This is a genomic window from Enterococcus hirae ATCC 9790 (assembly GCF_000271405.2).
GTDB lineage: Bacteria > Bacillota > Bacilli > Lactobacillales > Enterococcaceae > Enterococcus_B > Enterococcus_B hirae.
In genome coordinates this window covers 1,002,733-1,024,320 of the sequence record NC_018081.1, presented here as the reverse complement: position 1 = coordinate 1,024,320, position 21,588 = coordinate 1,002,733, and the positions used below count along the sequence as shown (strand labels likewise).

General features: G+C 36.5%; 22 protein-coding genes and 1 pseudogene. 7 read left to right on the top strand and 16 right to left on the bottom strand.

Features of this window, described 5'->3' with window-relative positions:
- Window positions 1-246: 246 nt before the first annotated feature.
- The 5 genes and pseudogenes from EHR_RS04935 to EHR_RS04915 form a co-directional block, all read right to left on the bottom strand.
- Complete coding sequence (locus EHR_RS04935; protein ID WP_010720657.1) at window positions 247-1,209, bottom strand: tRNA dihydrouridine synthase; 963 nt, start codon at window positions 1,207-1,209, stop codon at window positions 247-249.
- 116 nt (window positions 1,210-1,325) lie between these two features.
- On the bottom strand, window positions 1,326-1,844 hold the full coding sequence (locus EHR_RS04930) for a GNAT family N-acetyltransferase (RefSeq protein ID WP_010737248.1): 519 nt from the start codon (window positions 1,842-1,844) through the stop codon (window positions 1,326-1,328).
- Between the two features lie 260 nt (window positions 1,845-2,104).
- The gene (locus EHR_RS04925; protein ID WP_010737247.1) at window positions 2,105-2,875 is read right to left on the bottom strand and encodes an ABC transporter permease; all 771 of its coding nucleotides are present in this window, start codon (window positions 2,873-2,875) and stop codon (window positions 2,105-2,107) included.
- Window positions 2,868-3,803, bottom strand: a complete 936-nt coding sequence (locus EHR_RS04920; protein WP_010720660.1) for an ABC transporter ATP-binding protein — start codon at window positions 3,801-3,803, stop codon at window positions 2,868-2,870. The genes EHR_RS04925 and EHR_RS04920 overlap by 8 nt, the downstream gene beginning before the upstream one ends.
- 301 nt (window positions 3,804-4,104) lie before the next feature.
- Window positions 4,105-5,753: pseudogene (locus EHR_RS04915) on the bottom strand (MutS-related protein).
- A 260-nt stretch (window positions 5,754-6,013) separates the two neighbouring features.
- Between EHR_RS04915 and EHR_RS04910 the strand changes: the two are divergent.
- Complete coding sequence (locus EHR_RS04910; RefSeq protein ID WP_010737245.1) at window positions 6,014-6,382, top strand: hypothetical protein; 369 nt, start codon at window positions 6,014-6,016, stop codon at window positions 6,380-6,382.
- A gap of 122 nt (window positions 6,383-6,504) precedes the next feature.
- On the opposite strand, the gene EHR_RS04905 is transcribed toward EHR_RS04910, so the two are convergent.
- On the bottom strand, window positions 6,505-7,938 hold the full coding sequence (locus EHR_RS04905) for a 6-phospho-beta-glucosidase (RefSeq protein ID WP_010737244.1): 1,434 nt from the start codon (window positions 7,936-7,938) through the stop codon (window positions 6,505-6,507).
- Between the two features lie 584 nt (window positions 7,939-8,522).
- Between EHR_RS04905 and EHR_RS04895 the strand changes: the two genes are divergently transcribed.
- Genes EHR_RS04895 through EHR_RS04880 form a run of 4 tightly spaced genes read left to right on the top strand, consistent with a single transcriptional unit; the run spans window position 8,523 to window position 11,866 of the window.
- A complete protein-coding gene (locus EHR_RS04895) occupies window positions 8,523-9,407 on the top strand; it encodes an ABC transporter ATP-binding protein (protein WP_010720665.1) in 885 nt (294 codons plus the stop codon).
- On the top strand, window positions 9,404-10,156 hold the full coding sequence (locus EHR_RS04890; protein ID WP_010737243.1) for an ABC transporter permease: 753 nt from the start codon (window positions 9,404-9,406) through the stop codon (window positions 10,154-10,156). The genes EHR_RS04895 and EHR_RS04890 overlap by 4 nt, the downstream gene beginning before the upstream one ends.
- Complete coding sequence (locus tag EHR_RS04885; protein ID WP_010737242.1) at window positions 10,153-11,268, top strand: sensor histidine kinase; 1,116 nt, start codon at window positions 10,153-10,155, stop codon at window positions 11,266-11,268. Before EHR_RS04890 ends, EHR_RS04885 begins: the two co-directional genes overlap by 4 nt.
- Window positions 11,261-11,866 carry a response regulator transcription factor gene (locus EHR_RS04880; protein ID WP_010737241.1) on the top strand — a complete coding sequence of 202 codons (606 nt, stop codon included), beginning with the start codon at window positions 11,261-11,263 and terminating at the stop codon, window positions 11,864-11,866. Before EHR_RS04885 ends, EHR_RS04880 begins: the two co-directional genes overlap by 8 nt.
- Window positions 11,867-12,116: 250 nt before the next feature.
- Here the strand turns inward: EHR_RS04880 and EHR_RS04875 are convergent, their stop codons facing one another.
- Genes EHR_RS04875 through EHR_RS04840 form a run of 8 tightly spaced genes read right to left on the bottom strand, consistent with a single transcriptional unit; the run spans window position 12,117 to window position 18,273 of the window.
- Complete coding sequence (locus tag EHR_RS04875) at window positions 12,117-12,632, bottom strand: YjbQ family protein (protein WP_010737240.1); 516 nt, start codon at window positions 12,630-12,632, stop codon at window positions 12,117-12,119.
- Window positions 12,629-13,324, bottom strand: a complete 696-nt coding sequence (locus EHR_RS04870; RefSeq protein WP_010737239.1) for a triose-phosphate isomerase — start codon at window positions 13,322-13,324, stop codon at window positions 12,629-12,631. The genes EHR_RS04875 and EHR_RS04870 overlap by 4 nt, the downstream gene beginning before the upstream one ends.
- 12 nt (window positions 13,325-13,336) lie before the next feature.
- Window positions 13,337-14,164 carry a class II fructose-bisphosphate aldolase gene (locus EHR_RS04865; RefSeq protein ID WP_010737238.1) on the bottom strand — a complete coding sequence of 276 codons (828 nt, stop codon included), beginning with the start codon at window positions 14,162-14,164 and terminating at the stop codon, window positions 13,337-13,339.
- Between the two features lie 26 nt (window positions 14,165-14,190).
- On the bottom strand, window positions 14,191-14,475 hold the full coding sequence (locus tag EHR_RS04860; RefSeq protein ID WP_010720673.1) for a PTS sugar transporter subunit IIB: 285 nt from the start codon (window positions 14,473-14,475) through the stop codon (window positions 14,191-14,193).
- A gap of 22 nt (window positions 14,476-14,497) precedes the next feature.
- On the bottom strand, window positions 14,498-15,844 hold the full coding sequence (locus EHR_RS04855; RefSeq protein WP_010737237.1) for a PTS galactitol transporter subunit IIC: 1,347 nt from the start codon (window positions 15,842-15,844) through the stop codon (window positions 14,498-14,500).
- Window positions 15,845-15,867: 23 nt separating this feature from the next.
- Entirely contained in the window at window positions 15,868-16,329 is a 462-nt protein-coding gene (locus EHR_RS04850; RefSeq protein ID WP_010737236.1) for a PTS sugar transporter subunit IIA, read from the bottom strand.
- A 1-nt stretch (window position 16,330) separates the two neighbouring features.
- Window positions 16,331-17,899 carry a BglG family transcription antiterminator gene (locus EHR_RS04845; protein ID WP_014834399.1) on the bottom strand — a complete coding sequence of 523 codons (1,569 nt, stop codon included), beginning with the start codon at window positions 17,897-17,899 and terminating at the stop codon, window positions 16,331-16,333.
- The gene (locus EHR_RS04840) at window positions 17,857-18,273 is read right to left on the bottom strand and encodes an HTH domain-containing protein (RefSeq protein ID WP_014834398.1); all 417 of its coding nucleotides are present in this window, start codon (window positions 18,271-18,273) and stop codon (window positions 17,857-17,859) included. Before EHR_RS04840 ends, EHR_RS04845 begins: the two co-directional genes overlap by 43 nt.
- A 947-nt stretch (window positions 18,274-19,220) precedes the next feature.
- Here EHR_RS04840 and EHR_RS14680 point away from each other — a divergent pair.
- Window positions 19,221-19,370: a type I toxin-antitoxin system Fst family toxin gene (locus EHR_RS14680; protein WP_306690505.1), complete on the top strand. Its 150-nt coding sequence runs from the start codon at window positions 19,221-19,223 to the stop codon at window positions 19,368-19,370.
- Between the two features lie 586 nt (window positions 19,371-19,956).
- On the top strand, window positions 19,957-20,085 hold the full coding sequence (locus EHR_RS14080; RefSeq protein ID WP_376109651.1) for a type I toxin-antitoxin system Fst family toxin: 129 nt from the start codon (window positions 19,957-19,959) through the stop codon (window positions 20,083-20,085).
- A 438-nt stretch (window positions 20,086-20,523) separates the two neighbouring features.
- On the opposite strand, the gene rpsI is transcribed toward EHR_RS14080, so the two are convergent.
- Both rpsI and rplM read right to left on the bottom strand, forming a co-directional pair.
- Window positions 20,524-20,916, bottom strand: a complete 393-nt coding sequence (rpsI, locus tag EHR_RS04835; protein WP_002287505.1) for a 30S ribosomal protein S9 — start codon at window positions 20,914-20,916, stop codon at window positions 20,524-20,526.
- Between the two features lie 15 nt (window positions 20,917-20,931).
- The gene (gene rplM, locus EHR_RS04830) at window positions 20,932-21,360 is read right to left on the bottom strand and encodes a 50S ribosomal protein L13 (RefSeq protein WP_034686358.1); all 429 of its coding nucleotides are present in this window, start codon (window positions 21,358-21,360) and stop codon (window positions 20,932-20,934) included.
- Window positions 21,361-21,588: the final 228 nt, after the last annotated feature.

Genomic DNA, 21,588 nt, shown 5'->3' with positions numbered 1-21,588 from the left:
TCATCGCTTATTGTTGAGGAGTTGCTTCTTGAACGCCGTTTATTCGTTTTTAGAGATACTAGAAGAGACTGTGACAATTTTTGTCTCATTTGCCATTCAATTTTCTCATTAAATAACTACTTTTACAAAAAAAGCCCAATGATCACGAAAATTCATTCGGATCATTCGGCGTTTTATCTACCTCTGATTTCTTTTATAAGATTCAAAAATACAAACAGAATACAGTATTCTTGAAATTTTCATCGGTTACTCTTGATTAGAAAAAGCATTTAAAAGCGCTCTGACTTCGTCGGTCGATTTAGTATTCATTAATTGAACACGTAAGTCACTTGCGCCCGGAAATCCTTTGACATAGATTTTAAAGAAACGATGTAGCCCAGTCATTGAACGGGGGATTTCTTTGGCATATTGGTCTTGGAGATCTAATTGCAGACGTAAAAGATCAATCAATTCAGTTGCTGAATGTTCCCTTGGTTCTTTTTCAAAAGCAAAAGGATTTTTAAAGATCCCACGACCGATCATAATCCCGTCTACACCATATTTTTCAACTAATTCCAAGCCCGTTTGCCGATCAGGAATGTCGCCATTGATCGTAAGCAACGTTTGTGGCGCAAGTTGATCTCTTAATGCTACGATTTGAGGGATCAACTCCCAATGAGCATCTACTTTACTCATTTCTTTTCTCGTACGTAAATGAACAGAAAGATTGGCGATATCTTGTTTCAATAAATGACTCAACCAACCTTCCAACTCTTCTTGTTCTGTATAGCCGATTCTTGTCTTGACGCTTACAGGTAATCCTCCTGCTTTCGCTGCTTCGATCAGTTCCGCTGCAACTTCTGGACGAAGAATCAAGCCACTCCCTTTCCCACGTTCAGCAACGTTAGGAACCGGACATCCCATATTCAAATCGATCCCTTTAAAACCCATTTCTGCTAGTTCGATACTCATTTGTCTAAAAAATTCTGGTTTATCACCCCAGATATGAGCAACCATCGGCTGTTCATCTTCGGTAAATGTCAAGCGACCTCTGACACTTTCTTTACCATCAGGATGGCAGAAACTATCGGAATTTGTAAATTCTGTAAAAAACACATCGGGCGCTCCTGCCGCCTGCACAACATGTCGAAACACCACATCTGTGACATCCTCCATTGGTGCTAATATAAAAAAGGGCTTCGGTAATTCTGCCCAAAAATTTTCTTTCACTGATAACTCTCCATTTCATTGTAGTTTCGCCATGTAATACTCTTCGTTCACTATTCTAAAAAACAGAGTCATTATACTAGGAATCAACAAAAGAAGCAAAACCACTGCTTCCTTTACTAAAGCAATTTTTGATACGCCAATCGTTCATTGTCTATCTCATCGTCGACATAGACGATACCACGTAACTCAAACCCACAATGAGCCATGATACGTTGCATACTAGTATTCTTTTTGTGCGTATCAACTCTTACTTGTGCCATTCCTAAGGCCTTTGTTTCTGCTTCTGCATACTCAACGAGTCGGTAAGCCAGCTTTTGTCCGCGAAATGCATCAGCTAGTGCAATGCGATGGATTGTTGTATAGGGCGCATCAGCTTTTTCCCAACTTCCTTCAAAGATTTCTTGATAATTTTTATCAGATGTTTTTTGTAAGGCTAATGTTCCAGCAATGATTCCATCGACTACCAAAACATAAGACCATGTTTTTTCGATATCTTGCCTGATCGTTTCTTCATTTGGATAACCATTTTGCCATTGCGGACTATCAGCGGAAGCTAATAACCGTTTTGCTTCATTAATGATTTTCATGACGGCTGGCACATCAGCTAACGTCGTTTTGCGAAATTCAATTGTCATTCCATATCCCCTTTTTATTTTTCTATACTAGATAAGACACTAAAAGCTAAAGATTAGTTATCATTTTAACACATTATATTTAGCTAGTTTAAGTGGAGATCGTCTAAATTTGTATCAGGAAGTCCTTTAATCGAACAAAAAAAGTCTAGGATAAGCATCTATCCTAGACTCAACTATTTCTTGTCTATTACCAAAAATTTGATCAAATCAATCCGTTTCTGTAGAAAACCAAATAAGTTTTTTTGATCATTCCACAAACTCTAGCTTCTTAACCCTCTACCTTTATTGATTAAATACCAGCATAGTGAATAAAGCACTAAACTAAATAACACAAGAATCGTGATCGAAATCATGATGGGTACATCTGTCGTTCCAAGGAACCCATAACGAAATCCTGAAATCATGTAAACGATCGGATTAACTTTAGAAATTGCCTGCCAGATTGGTGGCAACATAGAGATCGAATAAAAGACACCACCGAGGTATGTCAATGGCTGAAGGACAAAGGTTGGCACGATCGACACATCATCATACGACTGTGCGAAAATCCCATTGATCAAACCCGCTAGTGAAAATAAAATCGATGTCATCAGCAAAGTAACAATCACGATGCCCCAAGAGAAGACATTTAGCGGAACGAAGAATAGCGAAATCATCGTTACCAACGCCCCGACCAAGATACTACGTCCCAGTCCACCAATCACAAATCCCCAAATAATCACATGTGTGGGAACGGGCGCAACTAAAATTTCTTCAATATTTTTCTGGAATTTTTGAGAAAAAAATGAGGACGAAACATTGGAATAAGAACTAGTGATAACGGACATCATGATCAACCCTGGAACAATAAATTCCATGTAGGAAAATCCACCCATATCCCCAATACGTCCGCCAATCATTTTCCCAAAGATCACAAAATAAAGTGAGGTGGTAATCACTGGTGGAACCAGTGTTTGGACCCAAATCCGCAAGTAGCGATTGGTTTCCTTGATGGCTAAACTTTTTAAAGCTGTAAAATAAAGACTAAACATTTTTTTCCTCCACATGACCATTTTCTTCCGTGATTTTCAAGAATAATTCTTCTAAGCGATTCGATTTATTTCTCATCGAAAGCACTTTTATCCCTTGTTCACTTAATTGATCAAAGATTCCGTTGACCCCTTGATCCCGTTCTACTTCAACAGCAAGGGTCCGCTCATCTTCAAACGTACTAGTGTACCCTTGTAGAACTGGCGCTTGTTCATACGGTGCTAAGTCAAAAATAAACGTTTCAAATTGTAATTTAGAAAGTAATGATTTCATACTTGTATTTTCAATCAATTCACCTGATTGGATAATCCCGATATTCCGACACAACATTTCGGCTTCTTCCAAATAATGAGTCGTTAGAATAATCGTGGTACCTTGTTCATTTAATTCTCGCAAGAACTCCCACATTTCACGTCTTAGTTCAATATCTACACCTGCAGTAGGTTCATCTAAAATCAATAGTTTCGGTTCATGCATCAATGCTCTAGCAATCATCAGTCGCCGTTTCATACCACCAGAAAGCATGCGTGCACGAACATTTCTTTTTTCCCATAGATTGGATTGCTTAAGGTATTTTTCACTACGCTTGATTGCTTCTTGTCGTGAAACACCATAATATCCTGCTTGATTCACTACGATCTGTTGAACTGTTTCAAAAGGATTAAAATTGAATTCTTGCGGTACTAATCCGATTTGTTGTTTGGCACGAACCAAATCAGTATCCAAGTCATAACCAAACACTTTTACTTCACCAGAAGTTTTATTCACAAGTGAAGTGATGATCCCAATTGTCGTAGATTTCCCCGCACCATTAGGACCAAGCAAGGCATAAAAATCGCCCTCTTCCACCGTTAAATCAATCCCTCGCAACGCTTCAACTCCCGTTGCGTATACTTTTTTTAAATTCTTTATTTCAAGAGCCTGTGTCATTTTTTTAACGATCTCCTTTTTTCCATCTGATTCTCTATTGTAACATGGAATGATTGAAAGAAAATGAATAAAGTTTTCAAAATAAAAATAGAATTTTATGTATTCGAGCATCCAATATAAAATCAATCATTTCATCTTCTTTCGATCAATTGTTCTACTAAAATAAATGAATCCTTTTATCCATTTCCAAAAAGGAAGAAAGCATGATTTCTCCATCAGGAAAAGGCACGCTTTCTTCCTTTTTTAATATAAATGAGTTTGCGACAAACCATTCAAGCCTGACATATTAAGACCGCACGTTTTAGTCAAAAATCTCCCATTTTCGATGTTGATCAAAAAATGTTGCTGCTTCTTTTGCATCCGCAACTAGTTTTTCCGGATAATTTAAGACTTTCAATAATGCAATCGCATTTCTGGTTTTTGCTGGACCTTGCTTTAATTTAAAATCAAAACTGATTCCTTTTTCTGCTGTGACCTGTTCCTCAAAATGGACATTCTCACATTCATTTTTCAAGATCTCAGTCAATTCAATATCGTGAGTCGCCACAAAAGCTAGTGAAGGATAATCTGCCAACCATCTTACTGCTGCTGCAGAAGAAGCAATCCGTTCGATCGTATTGGTTCCCTTTAAAATCTCATCCACAAAACAATAACATCTTTCCCCTTTTTCCACTTGAGCTAGTAGACGTTTAATCGATTTGATTTCTGAAACAAAATAACTATCTCCTGCAAACAAGTCATCTTCGATCGCCATAGAAGTCAGTACGTGACCGTGCTGCAAGGTAAACTTTTCTGCGAGGGCTGTTTGGATCGTCTGTGCTAAGATACAATTGATCGCAATACTTTTCACATAAGTAGATTTACCTGAAGCATTCGAGCCCGTCACTAAAATGTTCTGGTGCCAATCTACTGGGTTCACTACCGCTTCCTTCAAGAGAGGATGATAGAGATCTTCTGCCTCTACGCCATTGTCCGTAAATTCTGGCTGACAGGTAATGGGCATGTAAGTACGATAGTTGAGAACCGCAGCCGCTACTTCCATTTCTCCCAATAATTCCCAAACCTTCATTGCTTCTTTCGTTTTTTTCTCTAACCTGCTAATAACAAAGTGATAAGAAATAAACGGCAACATGAACATCATATTGACATAATCAAATAAAATTTCTGCTTCCGACCCACTCTTAACTCGAAAAGAAAAACCAAATTTAGGAATATCTTTTAACGGTTTAACATTTTGCCGTAATTCATCTTGAACCGGTGTAGCAATCTTTGCTACTTGATTCGCTGTTGAGATCGTTGAGACTAGGTAACCCATACTATTAATCTCAGTTTCTAATGTCTGTTTCTTGACTTGATAATAAAGTGTGTTAAAAATCAAACTACCAATCGCTAGATAAATACCTAAGACTTGTCCAAATAATAATAAAATTAAACCAATGATCGGTAAGAGACCTAAAAAAGTATAAAAGCCGACATGTCCGATCTGTTTACTTTGGCCATCCGCTAAATATTGCTTCGTAAAATTACCATCTTTTTTCCCTAGTCGTGCAAATTGATATTGGATTTTTTCTCTTGTTTGAGGGTTTTCTTGGTAAAAAGCAATTAACTTTTCTAATCGCTGATCTTTTCCAAAGTTAAAGCTCCTCAGCCGTTGATATAAAGCTTCTGAACCAATACTAGAGTATGTCAGGTTGATGCCTTCAAAAACTTCAAACATATCCAAATCGTACCACGTCAAGTCATCCACTTCACTTGACCATGAACGAAATTCTTTTTCTGTGAGCCACGCTTCCTTTAAACTTTTTCTTTATCAAATCGAGGTTGATAAGGCACTCTTCCCCACTTCTGATGGACACTTTCTTTTAATTTTCGACGCGCATTGAAATCTAGAGCAATGAGCAAAACGATCACGCCACAAATCAATAGCACAATAAATGTTTTTTGATCCATACATTTTTCTCCTATTCTGTTTTCCATTGGATAAAGTATAGCATTGTTTGACCCCTTTTATGAGCTGAATAATGAAAGTTCAACATAAAATAGCTGTTTATTCATATTTATTCAATTTATTCAATTTATTCACTATGTAGCTATATGAAATGAAATTAAAAGAAAAAGCACACTTATTTCCACCAACTTAAAATAGCGCTTACAAAATAATTGTCGTATACTAGAGATAACGAATAGGTGAAACGAAAGGAAGAAAACAAATGGCTACTACTTCGATGAACAATCCTCAAAAACATGCGGAACAAAAAATGAAAACTATTGTCATTTTTGATCTGTCTTTTAATTTTATTTCTACCAATGGTAGTTTGCAAACCCAGTTCTTAGAAATGAAATTAGCGAAGTTTTTAAGAGAAAAAAATCAATCTTGGGCTCTTAAAATATATGAAGCAAGTCAGATAGACGAACACGCCTCGGAAGCAGATATTATTTTACTAACCCCAACGTTTGCCTATGCCAAAGAAGAAATTGAAAAGAAATTCCCTCAGATACCAGTGATAGCTATTTCTAAAGCAGAGTACGGAACAATGGATCTGGATCACTTATGGGAAAAAATAAAAACGGTTCTATAAACAAGGTTGGTCAACTTGCATAAACTTTTTACTCTCTTTCAATTTAATACAAATAAATAGTAAATCAGCTGATTTGAAAACAACCAGCTGATTTTTTGTGTTCTATTTACATGTTTGCTCGTCTAAAGCTCTGTTCCATTAGAGGTTGTTACCCGCTTATACCAATCATAGGAGTCTTTTTTATACCTTTCTAGCGTACCAGAACCATCATTGTTCCGATCAACATAGATAAAACCGTAACGCTTTTTCATCTCCCCTGTTGTAAATGACACGCAATCAATACAACCCCACGGCGTGTAACCCAAAAGCACGACACCATCTTCATTGATCGCCTTTTCCATCTCTTGGATATGACTACGTAAATATTCGATACGGTAAGGATCATGAATCGTGTGATCCGCCTCCAGAACATCAATGGCACCAAACCCATTTTCAACAATAAATAATGGGAGTTCATAACGCTCATAAAAAGCATTCAATGAATAGCGGAGACCTTCTGGATCGATCGCCCACCCCCAGTCGGATTCCTTAATAAATGGATTCGTTATGGAGTACGTACTTCCACCACTAACATTCGTTGAAACATCTTGATGGACTTGCGAATCGACCGTATTACTCATGTAGTATGAAAAACCGATATAATCCACTGTACCTTCAGCGAGTGCTTGTCGATCTGCTTCTGTTATATCGATCTGGTACCCTTTACGCTCAAACATTTTAAGGGCATAATTTGGATAGTGTCCACGAACTTGTACATCACAGAAAAACCAACGATCATGCATCATCTGTTGCGCTAAGATTTGATCCGCTGGTCGAGAAGAAAATGGATAAATAGGCACCATCGCAATCATATTCCCAATCTCGAAATCTGGATTAATTGATTTTCCTAGTTTAACCGCCTTAGCAGAAGCAACTAACGTATGATGGCCACAAATGTACATCGCTTCTTCTGGATTTTCATAATCGCCAAAATGAACCCCTGAGTTGGTCCAACCAAAAATATCATTTGAATAGTTCATTTGGTTGTTGATCTCGTTGAATGTCATCCAGTATTTCACCTTATTTTGATAGCGCTCAAATACCACTTCTGCAAACTTAAGAAAGAAATCGATCGTTTGACGATTCATAAATCCACCATATTCTTTGGCAATATGATAGGGCATTTCAAAATGGGACAATGTAATAACCGGTTCAATCCCATATTTCAACAGCTCGTCAAAGACATCGTCATAAAATTGAAGACCTTCTTCATTAGGTTCCAGCTCATCTCCATTTGGAAAAATACGTGACCAAGCAATCGATGTACGAAAACATTTGAACCCAAGATCAGCAAACAGTGCAATATCTTCTTTATAGCGATGGTAAAAATCAATCCCTACATGATTGGGATAATAATTACCTTCCACAACTCCATCTGTAATTACTCGAGGTACACCATGTGAGCCAGCTGTCATCACGTCAGCCACCGAAAGCCCTTTTGACGTTCCAATTACACCACCTTCAAATTGATGGGCTGCTAATGCACCGCCCCATAAAAAATTCTCTGGAAAAGCCATCCTATCCGCTCCTTTTTCATCTCAAATTTATTTCAATTGCTTTAGTAAACGAAGTTAGAACACCACCAAATGCACACTTGTCAGGAAAAACTTTAGTGACAAGCGCATCAGGTATCGTTTTCCAATCAATGATATCAACAAAAGTATACTCCAAGCATCTAAGTATCTTTCTTGAAGCAAAAATACAAACGCTTTCAATTAGTTGTAAGAGGAAAATGAATGAAACATGTTCGTCATTTATTATACCGTAGAACGTCTGATAAAAGTAATTTACGTGCCCCATGAATCACAAACTTCCAAAAAAATCAGTTGGTTGCCAAGTAACAAAAGTCCTCCCCCACATCAAAATTAGCGAAATTTAATAGTAGATATAAGTGAAAAGAGTTTCCATAATGAACAATCAACAAGGTAGTTTAGCTTTTCTCCACTTCTTTAATTAATAATAACAACTTTTTGACTATTCAGTCAGCAGTCTACATTTCTGTGTTCTTTAGACATGACAATTGTCATGTCCAACTGATGACATCCATGACTGTTTTACAACTCAAAAAATAGCTAAGATAACATCAGTAGGAGGAAAGAATATGAATCCAATAATCGATGTACAAAACTTATCGAAGGTGTATAACCGGACAACCGTTTTAGATAATATCTCATTTCAGATTGCACCCGGAGAGACTGTCGCACTATTAGGAGAAAATGGTGCAGGAAAATCCACTCTGATCAATCTACTTAACCAATTGATTCAACCAAATTCAGGAACTACTTATGTGATGGGAACCCAAGATATCAGGAAAGTCCGTGACAAAGTCGGTGTAATGTTGCAACAAAACTTATCACTCGAACGAGTCACCGTCAAAGAATGTTTAAATCTTGCTCGTAGTTACTATCACAACCCATTATCTTATGAAGCCTTGATTCGCTTAGCCAACTTAAAAGAAAAAGAGAAGTGTTACTTAGATCAATTGTCTGGCGGACAAAAACGTCGGTTGACTTTTGCAACAACTATGGCAGGAAACCCTCAACTAATTTTTTTAGATGAGCCGACTGCTGGAATGGATAGTAATAGTCGACAATCATTCTGGGAAAGTATTGACCGTTTGAAGCAAAATGGAAAGACTTTTTTTATCACTAACCATTATCTGGAGGAACTAGATCAGATTGCAGATCGAATCCTTATTTTAAAAGATACTAGGTTAGTATACGATGGTACCTTGAAATCATTGCGGAAAAAAAGTGGTCATATAACCATCCAATTTACCACTCCATTACCAAAAGAAACATTCACATCCATTTCAGCTGTTAAAGAATGTTTAAAAACTAATCAGCATCTTCAATTAATAACTGATGAGCCAAACGTAGTGATGGAAGCTTTAATTCCTTATCTTAATCAATTAGACGAATTAGCCATTCAGCAAAATTCGTTGGCTTCTTTATTTCAAAAAGTAATTGGAGGTAGCGGTAAATGAAAAAATTCTTGTTTCAAGTTCAAATCAACTATAAACGCATCGTATTCCGTAACTTGCGCTTCCTCTTATTCAGTATCGCCATGCCAACAGGCTTTTACCTTATATTTACTCAGGTAATAACACAACCAGCAGCTTCGAAAACATGGAATATCGCTTATATGATTAGTATGATTGTGTATAGCTCATTGATTAGTTCTGTTATGACAGTCGCACATACTCTGTTAGAAGATCATACTAGAAAGTTCGATTTATTTGTAGCACTACGTCCAGGTTCAAAATCACAATATTATCTATCGATGTTAATCGTCTTTCTATCGTTAAATATACTTTCGGTTTTGGCACTAATAATGACTGGAATTTTAGTAAATCAGCTAACAATTAATTGGTTTCATTTAATAGGTCTTTTATTCCTCGTTCCATTGTTATCATTCCCACTTATATTGATTGGAATGATCATCTCTCTATTAGGTTCAGATAACGTAGTAAATTTGCTTAGTAATCTCATCGTTTTTCCCATGGCAATTTTAAGCGGACTATGGTGGCCACTTAGCATAATGCCCCCATGGGTACAAAAGGTTGGACACTGGCTACCAACTTATCAAACAGCTGTAATTTTAAGAAGATTTATCAATTATCAACGTTTTAATTTTGTTAGTTTTGGGGTACTCTTAGTTTGGACGATCATTTTATTCGTACTGTTCAAAGTAGTCGTCTTTTTTCAAAGTAAAAGTGAGGTTTCTACCATATGAGTTTTTTCGAAAAGCACATATTTTTCCCAAAACGATTCGGCATTGCACCTTATTTCTGGTTAGTATTTTTAATACCGACGATCTATTCATTGTTCCCCCTTACTTCTTGGTTTGACTGGTTATTTATATTACTTTTAGTTATTTTTTTAAAAGCTTACCGAGATGGCTATGAAGTTCATAAATTTTTAACAGGGGACGTTTTCCTTCAATTATTGATTGCCTGCTTATTTGGTATCTTTCAAAAAAATGGATATCTCTTTATTTTCGTTGCCTGGGAGATTGGCTCCCTGCCAGTAACCAAACGTTTATTCTATCATTATTTGACTGGTTATTATGTAAGCGTCATGATTAGTCTTGGCGCTATGTTGTGGACCACTCGTTTCACCCATTCATCCAGTTACATTAATGTAGGTATCACTATCATAGCTGCTATTATTACACCACTAGCAGCTAAGTCGGTAGGGGAATCTTATCGGCGGATCTATCGCCTCAACCAACAAAATAAACGTTTAGAAGCAGTTGTGCGCCAAAATGAACGAGATCGTATTGCTCGTGATCTCCATGATCATTTAGGCCAAGCGTTTTCCATCATTTCATTAAAGGCTGAATTAGCGGAGAAATTAATAGCAATTGATTCACGCCAAGCAACCAATGAATTACATGATATTGCTGAGACTTCCCGAAAAAACTTATCATTAGTTCGCGGGATCGTTTCAAATTTACAAGAGCGAACAATTGCCCAAACGATGCTAGAAGAAGAAAAAAATTTAGTTCTTACCAATATTCAGCTTCATTCTGTAGGAGAGGAACTAGCCGAAAAATGGCCGACGAACATTCAACATACAGTATCCGCAGTTATTAAAGAAGCCATCACAAATATGATTCGTCACAGCAAAGCTAGTATTGCGATGATTGATTTTACCGAGAATATAGATACCTATTTTATTACCATTCAAGATAATGGACAAGGATTCACTCAACTAAAATCAACCGGCTATGGAATCAGCGGAATGAAAGAACGGATTCAAACTGAAAAAGGACAGTTGACGATCACTGGAACACAAGGAGTAAAGATTGTCATTTCGTTGCCTAAGGAGAATGAGCATGATTAAATTGTATTTGGCAGAGGATCAACAATTATTGAACACTGCATTAACGATGATTTTGAATCTTGAAACAGATTTTGAAGTTATTGGTTCTGCAACAGATGGTGATACGGCATTATCTGACATCATCAAATTGAAACCAAATATCGTTTTATTAGACATTGAAATGCCTAAGTTGACTGGCTTGGAAATTGCTAAGCAGCTTCGTTTATTGAAACAGGATGTGAAAATTATGGTTCTGACTACCTTTGCGCAAGAACACTATTTTCAGCAAGCTTTACAGAACAATGTCAACGGTTATATGCTAAAAGATAGTCCCAGTGAAGAACTTATTCGTTCGATCCGCTCAATCATGGCGGGTGATACGATTTTTTCACCTGAATTGGTTATTCAATCATTCATTACTCAAAAAAACCCTTTAACCCCAAGAGAGCTTGAAATTTTAACGTTGTTAAAAACCGGCATCAGCACCCAACAAATTGCCCAAACTCTATTTTTGAGTGAGGGAACTGTACGTAATTACATCTCTGCTATTCTAAGCAAAACAGCATCACGTTCACGAATTGAAGCGATAAATTTTGCAATAAAGCAAGGATGGATTTAAACAACAATAAATTAAGATCACTGAGAAGAACGCCTTAAGCAAGGTCTTCCCAATGATCTTATTTACCGATCAGATAACTGGCTATACTTTTTCTAAACTAAATAGTTTTTGTTTCCCTATAGTATTCTCTATGATGAATTTTAGTAGTTTAACCAAAAAAACGGAATGAACTAACTATTATCTTTCGTATTAATTTTTATAGGTGTGACCATTCAATTAGTTTCCCAAATGTTTGTTTCTTATTACTTTTCTATTCACCCATTACTAAAATATGGCATTTTCGATTTCTAACACGGTTTTGATCAAAATCAATGAAATAAATCGAGCCGACAGCTCCTGTCATTAATGTTTCCTCTTTGACAATGAAATTTTCACTTGCTCCGAAGAATGATGCTCGAATATGTGCATCTCCATTTAAAATCGTTCCAGCATCACCAGCATAGTCTGGATCATCTAAGGACAGCAAGAAATCAAGATGCTTCGGACCAGGATAACAATAATTGGTATTTTCCGTTAATTCTCGAGGAATAATTCGATCAAGAATCCGATTTAAATCAACCTGTAAAAATTCATCCCCATTAAAATCCAAATCGTGCATGAATTCCTCAAAAATAACTGAACAAGTAGTATGTGGCGACTGAACAAGACAAATGCCATTTTTTATCCCACTTTTTGCCACCATTTCTTTTACTTGTTCGGTAATGTTATGATACGTCACTCGCTGACCATTTGAAGTCAAAACAAGTTGCTCAGTATAAGTTGTCATTTTGTCGATTGCTCCTTTTTCCATTTACTTACTTCTTCAATCATCGCTTTCAATGTGTCCACAGGATCTTTGGCACAAACAATCCCGCTGGTTCCACCCGTTGCATCAGCCCCCGAATCAAGTGCTTTGCGAACATCTGCTACCGTTGAAATCCCTGCTGCCTGCAGAACAAAAATTTCAGGATCCATCTTGCGTACAGCTTCATTGGTTTGAATCATATAAGAAATGTCACTTGCTTGACCTGTACCTATTAATTCCGTAGGCTCACAAACCATCACATCAGGTTTCAAGGAAGCTACGAGCTTCGCCTCTTCTAAAGAATTTGCACAAACAATAGTCAATAGACCAAGTTCCTTTGCTCGCTTGACGGCATCGCACAGCTCACTAACCGATAAAGGACGTTCTGCGTGATTAAGGAAGGTCGCTTCTGCTCCAGCCGCTACAACGCCTTCAGGTAAAACGTGTCCCATCCCTCTACCAGGGGCTATCCCATCGATATGTTGAACACTCACAATCAACTGCGTTGTCTGTTCTTTAATTAGCCGAACATCAACATGTTGACAAGTAAAAATGATATCGATGTCGTATGCTGCAGCTAATTGATCCGCTGTTTTTGCTAGTTCCAATGCCTGTTCACCATACAAATAAGATTTAGGATTAACCACAAAAAATGGTTTTCTTACTGTTCTCATGAGAACCCTCCTCTATTTTGTTGCAAATACTTTGTAATAATGCGATAACGTATCCGCAATCGCTTGGTTCGCTAATCGTTTAAGTGTAAAATAATCCTCTGGTTTTTCTTCGTTAATTACATCCATTGCTGCTGTGATAAAATCAGTAAAGATATTAATTTTATTGATCCCTGAAACAGCACATTTGTGTAGATTTTCATCACCAGATGATGAGCCCCCATGCAACACTAATGGAATTGAAACTTCATTTTTAATTTCTTCCAACCGCTCAAAGCTGATTTTCGGTGTTCCTTTGTATTGCCCATGAGCCGTACCTATCGAAACTGCCAATGAATCGACGCCGGTTTCTTTCGCAAAACGTGCTGCTTCCTCCACTTCGGTATAAATGGTGTCCGTGGTTTCCTTAAATTCATAACTATTTCCCGTTCCCACGTGTCCAATCTCAGCCTCTACCACAACACCTCTTTCATGAGCATATTCCGTAATTGCTTTTGAACGACGAATATTTGTTTCAATCTCATCCTGCGAAGCATCTATCATCACAGAAGTGAACCCAAGCTCGATTGCTTGCTTGATGATTTCCTCATCTTGTCCATGATCCAAATGAAGTGCTACTGGAACACTTGCTTTTTTGGCTAAATATGTTGCAATTAATGCTGCCTCTTCAAGAGGACATTCTTCAATATGCGCTTGTGCAAAGGCTAAAATTAATGGCTTTTGCATTTTTTCTGCAACCTCTACAAAGGTTCTTGCAGAATCTAAATCAAAAAAGTTTGCTGCCGGAATCGCATAGTTTTCTTTTTGCGCTTTTTCAAACATCTCTTTCGTTGTAACTAACATTTGATTACCTTCTTTTCAAGTATTTTTTAGGCTTTAATCTTCGCTTCAATTTCGTCAAACAACCCATCAATGCCAATTCCGGTTAATAAAGGAAGCCCCATAATTACTTTATCTTTAATGTTGTCAGGAACCACGGTCGTACTGACCACAATATCGTAGTCATCAATTTTGCCAATCTCATCAGCAACTTTTGATTGATATAGTTTCACTTCATTTTCGAGTCCTTTTGATTTCAACCATTCTTTTACTTTTCCTGTTACCACTGTTGAAGTAGCCACACCTGTTCCGCACATAATTAATAATTTTTTCATCTGTCATCTCTCCTATTTTGTATTAAACTTCAGTTTGTTTAGCTGCTCTTTTAGGTAAAATGCGATTCACGTAGAATAGTAAACCTGTAATAATCAGACCAATTCCGACTAGGGCAAAGTAACCAAATAGTTTTGCACCACCCACGTATAGAAGTGTTGTCCACAGTCCACCTTCTGCCATCGCAGTTACTGATGAATGTCCTTGTAAATCAAAGTTTGCCGCTTGTGCTGCTTTTGTTAAAAATGGTGCCACCCATGAAGTGATGTATAAAATGGTGACCATGTAGATCGTCCCACCTAAGATTGTTCGAATAATGTTTCCACCAAAGACAGCTGCCATCAAACAAACTAAGAATGGAATAGTTGCCAAATCACCGAAAGGCAAGGTTGTGTTACCTGGTAAAATCACTGCTAATAAAATCGTGATTGGGACTAAGATTAACGAAGAAGATAATACAGCTGGGTGTCCTACTGACAATGCGGCATCCATTCCGATATATAATTCTCTTCCTGGGAAACGTTTTTGAACAAATGAATTTGCTGATTCTGAAATAGGCGTTAAGCCTTCCATTAAAAGTGCCACCATTTTAGGCATTAAGACCATTACAGCGCCAGTTTTCACCGCTAATTGTCCAATTCCCGCAACATCATATCCAGCTAAAATCCCCATAACCAAACCAATTAAAAAGCCCATGACTGTTGAATCACCAAAGATGCCAAACCGTTTTTGAATCGTTTCTGGATCTGCATGCCAATCTTTCAATCCTGGAATCCTATCGAATAACCAATTTAAAGGTAGGGCAAAAACAAACCCGGGTGCTGCCGTTCCGTGTGGGAAGGTAATATTTGGAAATCCATAGAATTTATTGATGATTGGTCCTAAAATATCGCCAAACAATAAAATCATCATTGTATAAATAACCGTTGCCAACATGCCCATTGCAAAGTCATTCGTTACTGCGTAGACAAGTGAAGTAACAAATGCTGCATGCCAGATATTCCAAATATCAACATTCAGTGTTTTTGTTAAGCCAACAATAATTAATAACACATTGACTACGATAGCTACTGGAATCGCCAAACTACCTAAAACGGTTCCATAAGAAATCGCAGCTGCTGCCGGCCAACCAACATCAATGGTTGTTAAGTTTAGTCCAAAACGTTCAACCATCGCTTGTGCTGCTGGTCCTAAGCTATTGGTCAATAAATCGATAACTAAATTCAACCCGACAAATCCAACACCAACCGTTAATGCTGAAATAAAAGCCTTACTCGGTTTCGTTCCTAAAATCAAACCAAAAACAAAAATTAAGATTGGCAATACAACGATTGATCCGAGATCAACAAATTTTTGTAATAAATCTAACATAATGCTCCCCCTCAAAATGGTTATTAAACGAATCCTTCTTTTTCAATAATTTGATAATACTCCTCAGTATTATTTACAGCTTGAAGCTTTTGAACCACCTCTTTTTTTTGAAACATCGTAATTAACTTCTGTAACATTTCTAACTGTGCATGTGGTTCTTTCAACGCCAACATGAAGATCAAGCTGACTGAAATTTCCTTATCTGCAGTTCCCATTTCATAAAAAGTTACTGGTTTTTTCAATGACATAAATGCAATTTGAGAATCATTCACGTGTTCTGCATCCGTATGTGGAATAGCAATCCCAACATCATTGATTAATAAGCCAGTAGGAAACACTTCTTCTCTTTTCAGTACATTCTCTGCAAACGAATCCTTCACTAAACCTGTTTGATATAGACAAGTTGCAATAATTGATAAAGCTTCCTTCTGACTCTTTACCTCAGATTGAAATAATGCAATTTTCTTTCCAAAATAACTCGTCATCTTACTTCCTCTTTCCTATAATTTCGTTAATAATCTCATTCCTTGTTTCTTTACTTGCAATACTTTTTATTCTCTCAGGTGAGACAAAGACATCATAAAGTAGTGCAATCATATTTTTCACTTGAATCATATCTTCTTCTGCAATCGCTAAGAATAAAACAACCCTTACATCCACATCTCCCCAAGTAATTTTGTTTTTTAGAGTGATAATAGAAATTTTTGTTTTGACTACATATTTAGGATTTGCATGTGGGATGGCTACGCCTGATGAAAGTCCGGTAGCTCCTAGTTTTTCTCTTTGAAGTACAACCTCAAGAAAATTATCCTTTACTAATTGTTCTTCTTTATATTTCTCAGTGATGAAAGAAAGTACAGATTCTCTACTATCAAAATCTTGATTCAAGAACATCCAACCATCCTTCAAATATTTCTTTAAAATCGTTTTATCCGGTGCAATGGATGGTAAAAATGTATTGTCTTGTTGATTCAAGGTAAGAAGATGACGATTAATCAATGCAATTTCTTCTTTCGTTGGTAATGGTCGAACATAAATAATCGGCGTTTGATATTCATTTTCTAATTTGACTGTTGAAATAATCAAATCGACACTATCTAAGTTGTAATCCTGCAACTTTTGAACATCAATCACTTCATAGACTACGGTGCTAGGAGAACTATGACGAATACGCTGAAATAATAATTGCGAAGTTCCCAACCCCGTTGGACAAATAAGAAAAACATGCTTCGTATTCACAATTTTTTCAAAAGCTAGCTGAAAATGAATAGTCAAAAAAGTAATTTCATCATCCGTTACTCTGATTCCCATTGCTTTTTCCAATTTTGGAATACAGTAAGTTGTTAGCGTATACATTGTGCTGTATTGCCGAATGATATCCTCTTTTAAAGGATTTTTAATGGTAATCCCCATTTGCAACCGATAAACCATTGGCTCAATATGGGCAAATAGAGATTGAAGCAGCTGACTATCTTGCCCCAAATCCTTCTCAACCAGTGTCGACATATCTTGAATAAATTGTTTGGTGGTCTCCATGATTTGTTGACTATGGGTTGCCAGATTCACAAACGGTCTCACTCCATGTCCCATAAACAACGAACAAATAAAGTAAAGATCATTTATCGTAAAGGAACAATTCAATTCATCTTTGACCCCATTTGAAAAATCTAGTGCCACCATATATAATTCCATTTTCTTTATTTCGACAAACAAAGGATTTTTATTTGTTTGTGAATGGTAGCCATGCTTTACTCGACCAATCAAAGTTAACAACGAAAGTTTGAGTGAATGGACAATATAATTTGTTGGTTGCTGTTTAGACTGTTGGTAAAAATTCTTTACAAAATCATCCACAAACTGAACCATCGCTTGATCAAAAACAAAGTGATATTGACATTTTTCATTCCCTACACCGATGTTTTTTTCAAAATAATTGACAAATGTCCGCTGGATCAACTCTTCAGGTGTTTTTTGTGTGTCTATTACATGATTTGAAGTAATCCTAATCCCAGCTAACCGACAATATTTGATGATTTCCTCATAATCCTTACGCAAAGTTGCAATACTGACAAAAAACTTTTTTTCAAAATACTCATATCTTTTTTATCCGTTTTAAAAATTAGATTGGCGAATAAGTACACTCTACGATAATTTGAACTATACTTTACCTCTGTTGACATAGCTTCTTTACTAGTGATAAATATTTTGGCATCATTTTTTTTAGTTGACGTTCCAATTAGGTAGATCCCAATGCGAGGTTTTTTTTCAATTTTTAACTCAAAACGATTCAAGAACTGTCCAAGCTTCTGAATATCTTGATAAATTGTTTTATTTGAAACATTGAGTTTTTCACTAAAGAAACTTGCTGGTTGAAAATTCTCCTCCTCTAAAAGTAATTCAATTAACTGACTCTCGCGCTTTGATAACATCCATTATCACCTCAGAAAACGTTTTCCTTGTCTATATCATAGAGTTTTTCTCACTAAAGATAAATACGTAATCTGTTCCACATTAAAGTGGAACAGATTATTATGCCCCTATACTTTTTTGATGTTGGTGAAACTCACGACATCTTTTTTATGATTCAAAATGAAAAAAGACACTCTCCAAAGTTTGGAAAGTGCCTTGAAAGTCATACTCAAGGTAACTGCACTCAGCATAGCTTCGCACAGTGTGATTCTCGTAACTCGCCCGATCTGTCTGAGAAGTTTCCGTAAGTTCGCAAAATGATTCCGACAAGATAACGAACAAAAGGCGTGTAGAATAATTAAATTCTTTCACCGCCATCCACTTATTTTCTCCGCCATTTTATATTATTTGGCGGAGAAAAACAAATAATGGCGGAGAAAGTATTTCATTTATTATATTTTCTCTACACTGTAAAAAAACAACATTTTTTAGGCAAGAAAAGTCAAAAAATATCCAATATCATTATTTATATACCCCAAACATTCCTAAGATAACTACTAAATTATCGATCTATCCACCTATGAAAAATTTGAACAACGATTGGAAGAAGCAAAGAATGTAAAATTAATAGCAGGTTTAAAAATCTCATACCCATTTCCGTACCCAAAAGTACAAAAAAAAGACACTCTCCAAAAATAGAAAGTGTCTAAAACATTGATATAATAGTATTCTTAATGTTTTGAGAACTGTGAAGCTTTACGAGCTTTCTTAAGAGCTAGTTCTGTGGCAGAGATTTTGAAGGGGATGGATAGCAATAGATTGAGCAACTCTTCAACAAGTACGGTTTTAATGGATTTCACCACATTTTAAGACCTTCGTACCTAAAGACGTACCCAAAAAATATGCGTGAATCAAAAAGACTATTTTATAACAATTTCTCACCCATAAAATTTAAGTTCACTTCCTAATGCACAATATGCTATACTCATTTTGGCAACTTGCCCCCAAGGGGGTGATTCCATTGGAAAAATTAATATCGCTAGTTATTGCACCTATCTTTGTAGGTTTAGTTATTCAACTAATTTCTCACTGGTTAGATGAGAAAGACAATGACTAATAGCAAGTTGCTTCTAACCCACACATTCGAAGTCGCAACGATTGTAAAAGAAAACCACTCTATTCGCCGTAGAGTGGTTTTTGTGTTCCATTGGTAAAAATTAATATCGCTTCGCACCATCATCATATCAAGAATAATCCAAAAAATCAAATTGTCCTTACTAACTTATTTATTTTATATACTCTTCTGATTTTCTTCAGTGGTTAGATAATTTGTAAAATAATTAAACACTATTTATTGCAATGATAATATTCATTTTATTAAATAGATACTTTAAAAATACGATCCGCGTATACAATTATAGAAACAAGTAATTACATCTATCATTACTTATATACTCCAAACATTCCTAAGATAACTACTAAATTATCGATCTATCCACTTATAAAAAATTTGAACAACGATTAGCAGAAGTAAAAAACGGAAAATGAATGGCAGGTTTAAAAAAATCATACCCATTTCTATACCTAAATATACAAAAAAGACACTCTCCAAAATTTGGAAAGGGATGGATAACCCTTTAATAACAATTCCTCACCCATAAAATTTAAATTCACTTCCTAATACACAATATGCTATACTCACTTTGGCAACTTGCCCTCAAAGGGGGTGTGCTTTATTGGAAAAAATAGTATCCTTGGTCATTGCGCCTATTTTTGTAGGTATCGTTATCAAACTTTTTTCTCACTGGTTAGATGAGACAGACAATGACTAAAAGCAAGTTGCTTCTAGCCCACTCATTCGTAGTCGCAACGGATGAAAAAGAAAACCACTCTATTCGCAGTAGAGTGGTTTTTGTGCTTTATTGATAAAAATAGTATCGCTTCGCATAATTATCATATCAAAAAGAATGTAAAAAATCAAATTGCCTATATTAAAGGATTCAGTACCCATAAGTAGTAACCTGTTAACGCCTCAAAAGATAGATAATTTTTTTACAGGGATCAACTTGTATAATTATTGGAAGATCAAATAATACACCAGTCAATATAACTTGTCCTGGCGCTAAATTAGGAATACTCTCTTTGGAAACACGATCTAATGAAGACATTGTTTTATCCAATAAATGCAAATCATTGTCGTTCCCAAAAGTACAAAAAAAGACACTCTCCAAAATTTGGAAAGTGCCAGAATCGTTGATATATAAGATATATTAACGTTTTGAGAACTGTGAAGCTTTACGAGCTTTCTTAAGACCTGGTTTTTTACGTTCAACCATACGTGCGTCACGAGTAAGTAAGCCAGCACGTTTAAGAGCTAGACGGAAGTCAGGATCAACTTCTAGCAATGCACGAGCGATACCATGACGGATAGCTCCTGATTGTCCAGCGTAGCCTCCGCCGTTTACGTTAACAAATACGTCATAAGCGCCTTTTGTTTCAGTAACAGCGAAAGGTTGATTGATTACTTCACGCAAGTCAGCATGTGGAATGTATTCTTCAACATCTTTTTTGTTTACAGTAATTTTACCAGTTCCTGGTACTAAACGTACACGAGCAACTGCATTTTTACGACGGCCTGTGCCGATATATTGAACTTGTGCCAATGAAATTCCCTCCTATTAGATTAAGTTTGTAATGTCTAAAACTTCTGGTTGTTGTGCTGCATGTGGATGCTCAGCTCCAGCGTATACATTCAATTTTGTAAATTGTTTGCGGCCTAAAGTATTTTTAGGAAGCATTCCTTTTACAGAAGTTTCGATCAAACGACGAGAATTTTTAGCACGCAATTCACCAGCAGTGATTGATTTCAATCCTCCTGGGTAGTTGCTGTGACGGTAATAAATTTTATCAGTCGCTTTTTTACCTGTTAATTTCACTTTATCTGCATTGATTACGATGACGAAATCGCCAGTGTCCAAATGAGGTGTGAAAGTTGGTTTATTTTTACCACGTAGTACAGATGCAACAACTGTTGAAAGACGTCCCAATGGAACATCAGTTGCGTCTACTACATACCATTTACGTTCTACTTCGCCTGGTTTGGCCATATATGTTGTACGCACGTTAGTTTCCTCCAATTTAAGTTCTGATGTTTGACATACACTTCGAGTTTCCGGGGCTCTTTGTGGGGCAAACAATACCATTTAACATATTACCTGCTAATCCCCTTAATGTCAACGTTTTTTCTTAGCAATCCAAAACTTTCGTTTTTATTGCACGTATCCTTGTGATGCACTCATTCTTTTTTAGAACGAAGAACGTTTCTTTCTCTTCTA

Excerpts from the sequence above, each read along its gene's own strand:
- EHR_RS04930 (WP_010737248.1), bottom strand. The coding sequence starts at position 1,844 with ATGACAATTGAATTTCGCAAAACGACGTTAGCTGATGTGCCAGCCGTC.
- EHR_RS04925 (WP_010737247.1), bottom strand. The coding sequence starts at position 2,875 with ATGTTTAGTCTTTATTTTACAGCTTTAAAAAGTTTAGCCATCAAGGAA.
- EHR_RS04920 (WP_010720660.1), bottom strand. The coding sequence starts at position 3,803 with ATGACACAGGCTCTTGAAATAAAGAATTTAAAAAAAGTATACGCAACG.
- EHR_RS04910 (WP_010737245.1), top strand. The coding sequence starts at position 6,014 with ATGGCTACTACTTCGATGAACAATCCTCAAAAACATGCGGAACAAAAA.
- EHR_RS04905 (WP_010737244.1), bottom strand. The coding sequence starts at position 7,938 with ATGGCTTTTCCAGAGAATTTTTTATGGGGCGGTGCATTAGCAGCCCAT.
- EHR_RS04895 (WP_010720665.1), top strand. The coding sequence starts at position 8,523 with ATGAATCCAATAATCGATGTACAAAACTTATCGAAGGTGTATAACCGG.
- EHR_RS04890 (WP_010737243.1), top strand. The coding sequence starts at position 9,404 with ATGAAAAAATTCTTGTTTCAAGTTCAAATCAACTATAAACGCATCGTA.
- EHR_RS04885 (WP_010737242.1), top strand. The coding sequence starts at position 10,153 with ATGAGTTTTTTCGAAAAGCACATATTTTTCCCAAAACGATTCGGCATT.
- EHR_RS04880 (WP_010737241.1), top strand. The coding sequence starts at position 11,261 with ATGATTAAATTGTATTTGGCAGAGGATCAACAATTATTGAACACTGCA.
- EHR_RS04875 (WP_010737240.1), bottom strand. The coding sequence starts at position 12,632 with ATGACAACTTATACTGAGCAACTTGTTTTGACTTCAAATGGTCAGCGA.
- EHR_RS04870 (WP_010737239.1), bottom strand. The coding sequence starts at position 13,324 with ATGAGAACAGTAAGAAAACCATTTTTTGTGGTTAATCCTAAATCTTAT.
- EHR_RS04865 (WP_010737238.1), bottom strand. The coding sequence starts at position 14,164 with ATGTTAGTTACAACGAAAGAGATGTTTGAAAAAGCGCAAAAAGAAAAC.
- EHR_RS04860 (WP_010720673.1), bottom strand. The coding sequence starts at position 14,475 with ATGAAAAAATTATTAATTATGTGCGGAACAGGTGTGGCTACTTCAACA.
- EHR_RS04855 (WP_010737237.1), bottom strand. The coding sequence starts at position 15,844 with ATGTTAGATTTATTACAAAAATTTGTTGATCTCGGATCAATCGTTGTA.
- EHR_RS04850 (WP_010737236.1), bottom strand. The coding sequence starts at position 16,329 with ATGACGAGTTATTTTGGAAAGAAAATTGCATTATTTCAATCTGAGGTA.
- EHR_RS04840 (WP_014834398.1), bottom strand. The coding sequence starts at position 18,273 with ATGTTATCAAAGCGCGAGAGTCAGTTAATTGAATTACTTTTAGAGGAG.
- EHR_RS14680 (WP_306690505.1), top strand. The coding sequence starts at position 19,221 with ATGCACAATATGCTATACTCATTTTGGCAACTTGCCCCCAAGGGGGTG.
- rplM (WP_034686358.1), bottom strand. The coding sequence starts at position 21,360 with ATGGCCAAACCAGGCGAAGTAGAACGTAAATGGTATGTAGTAGACGCA.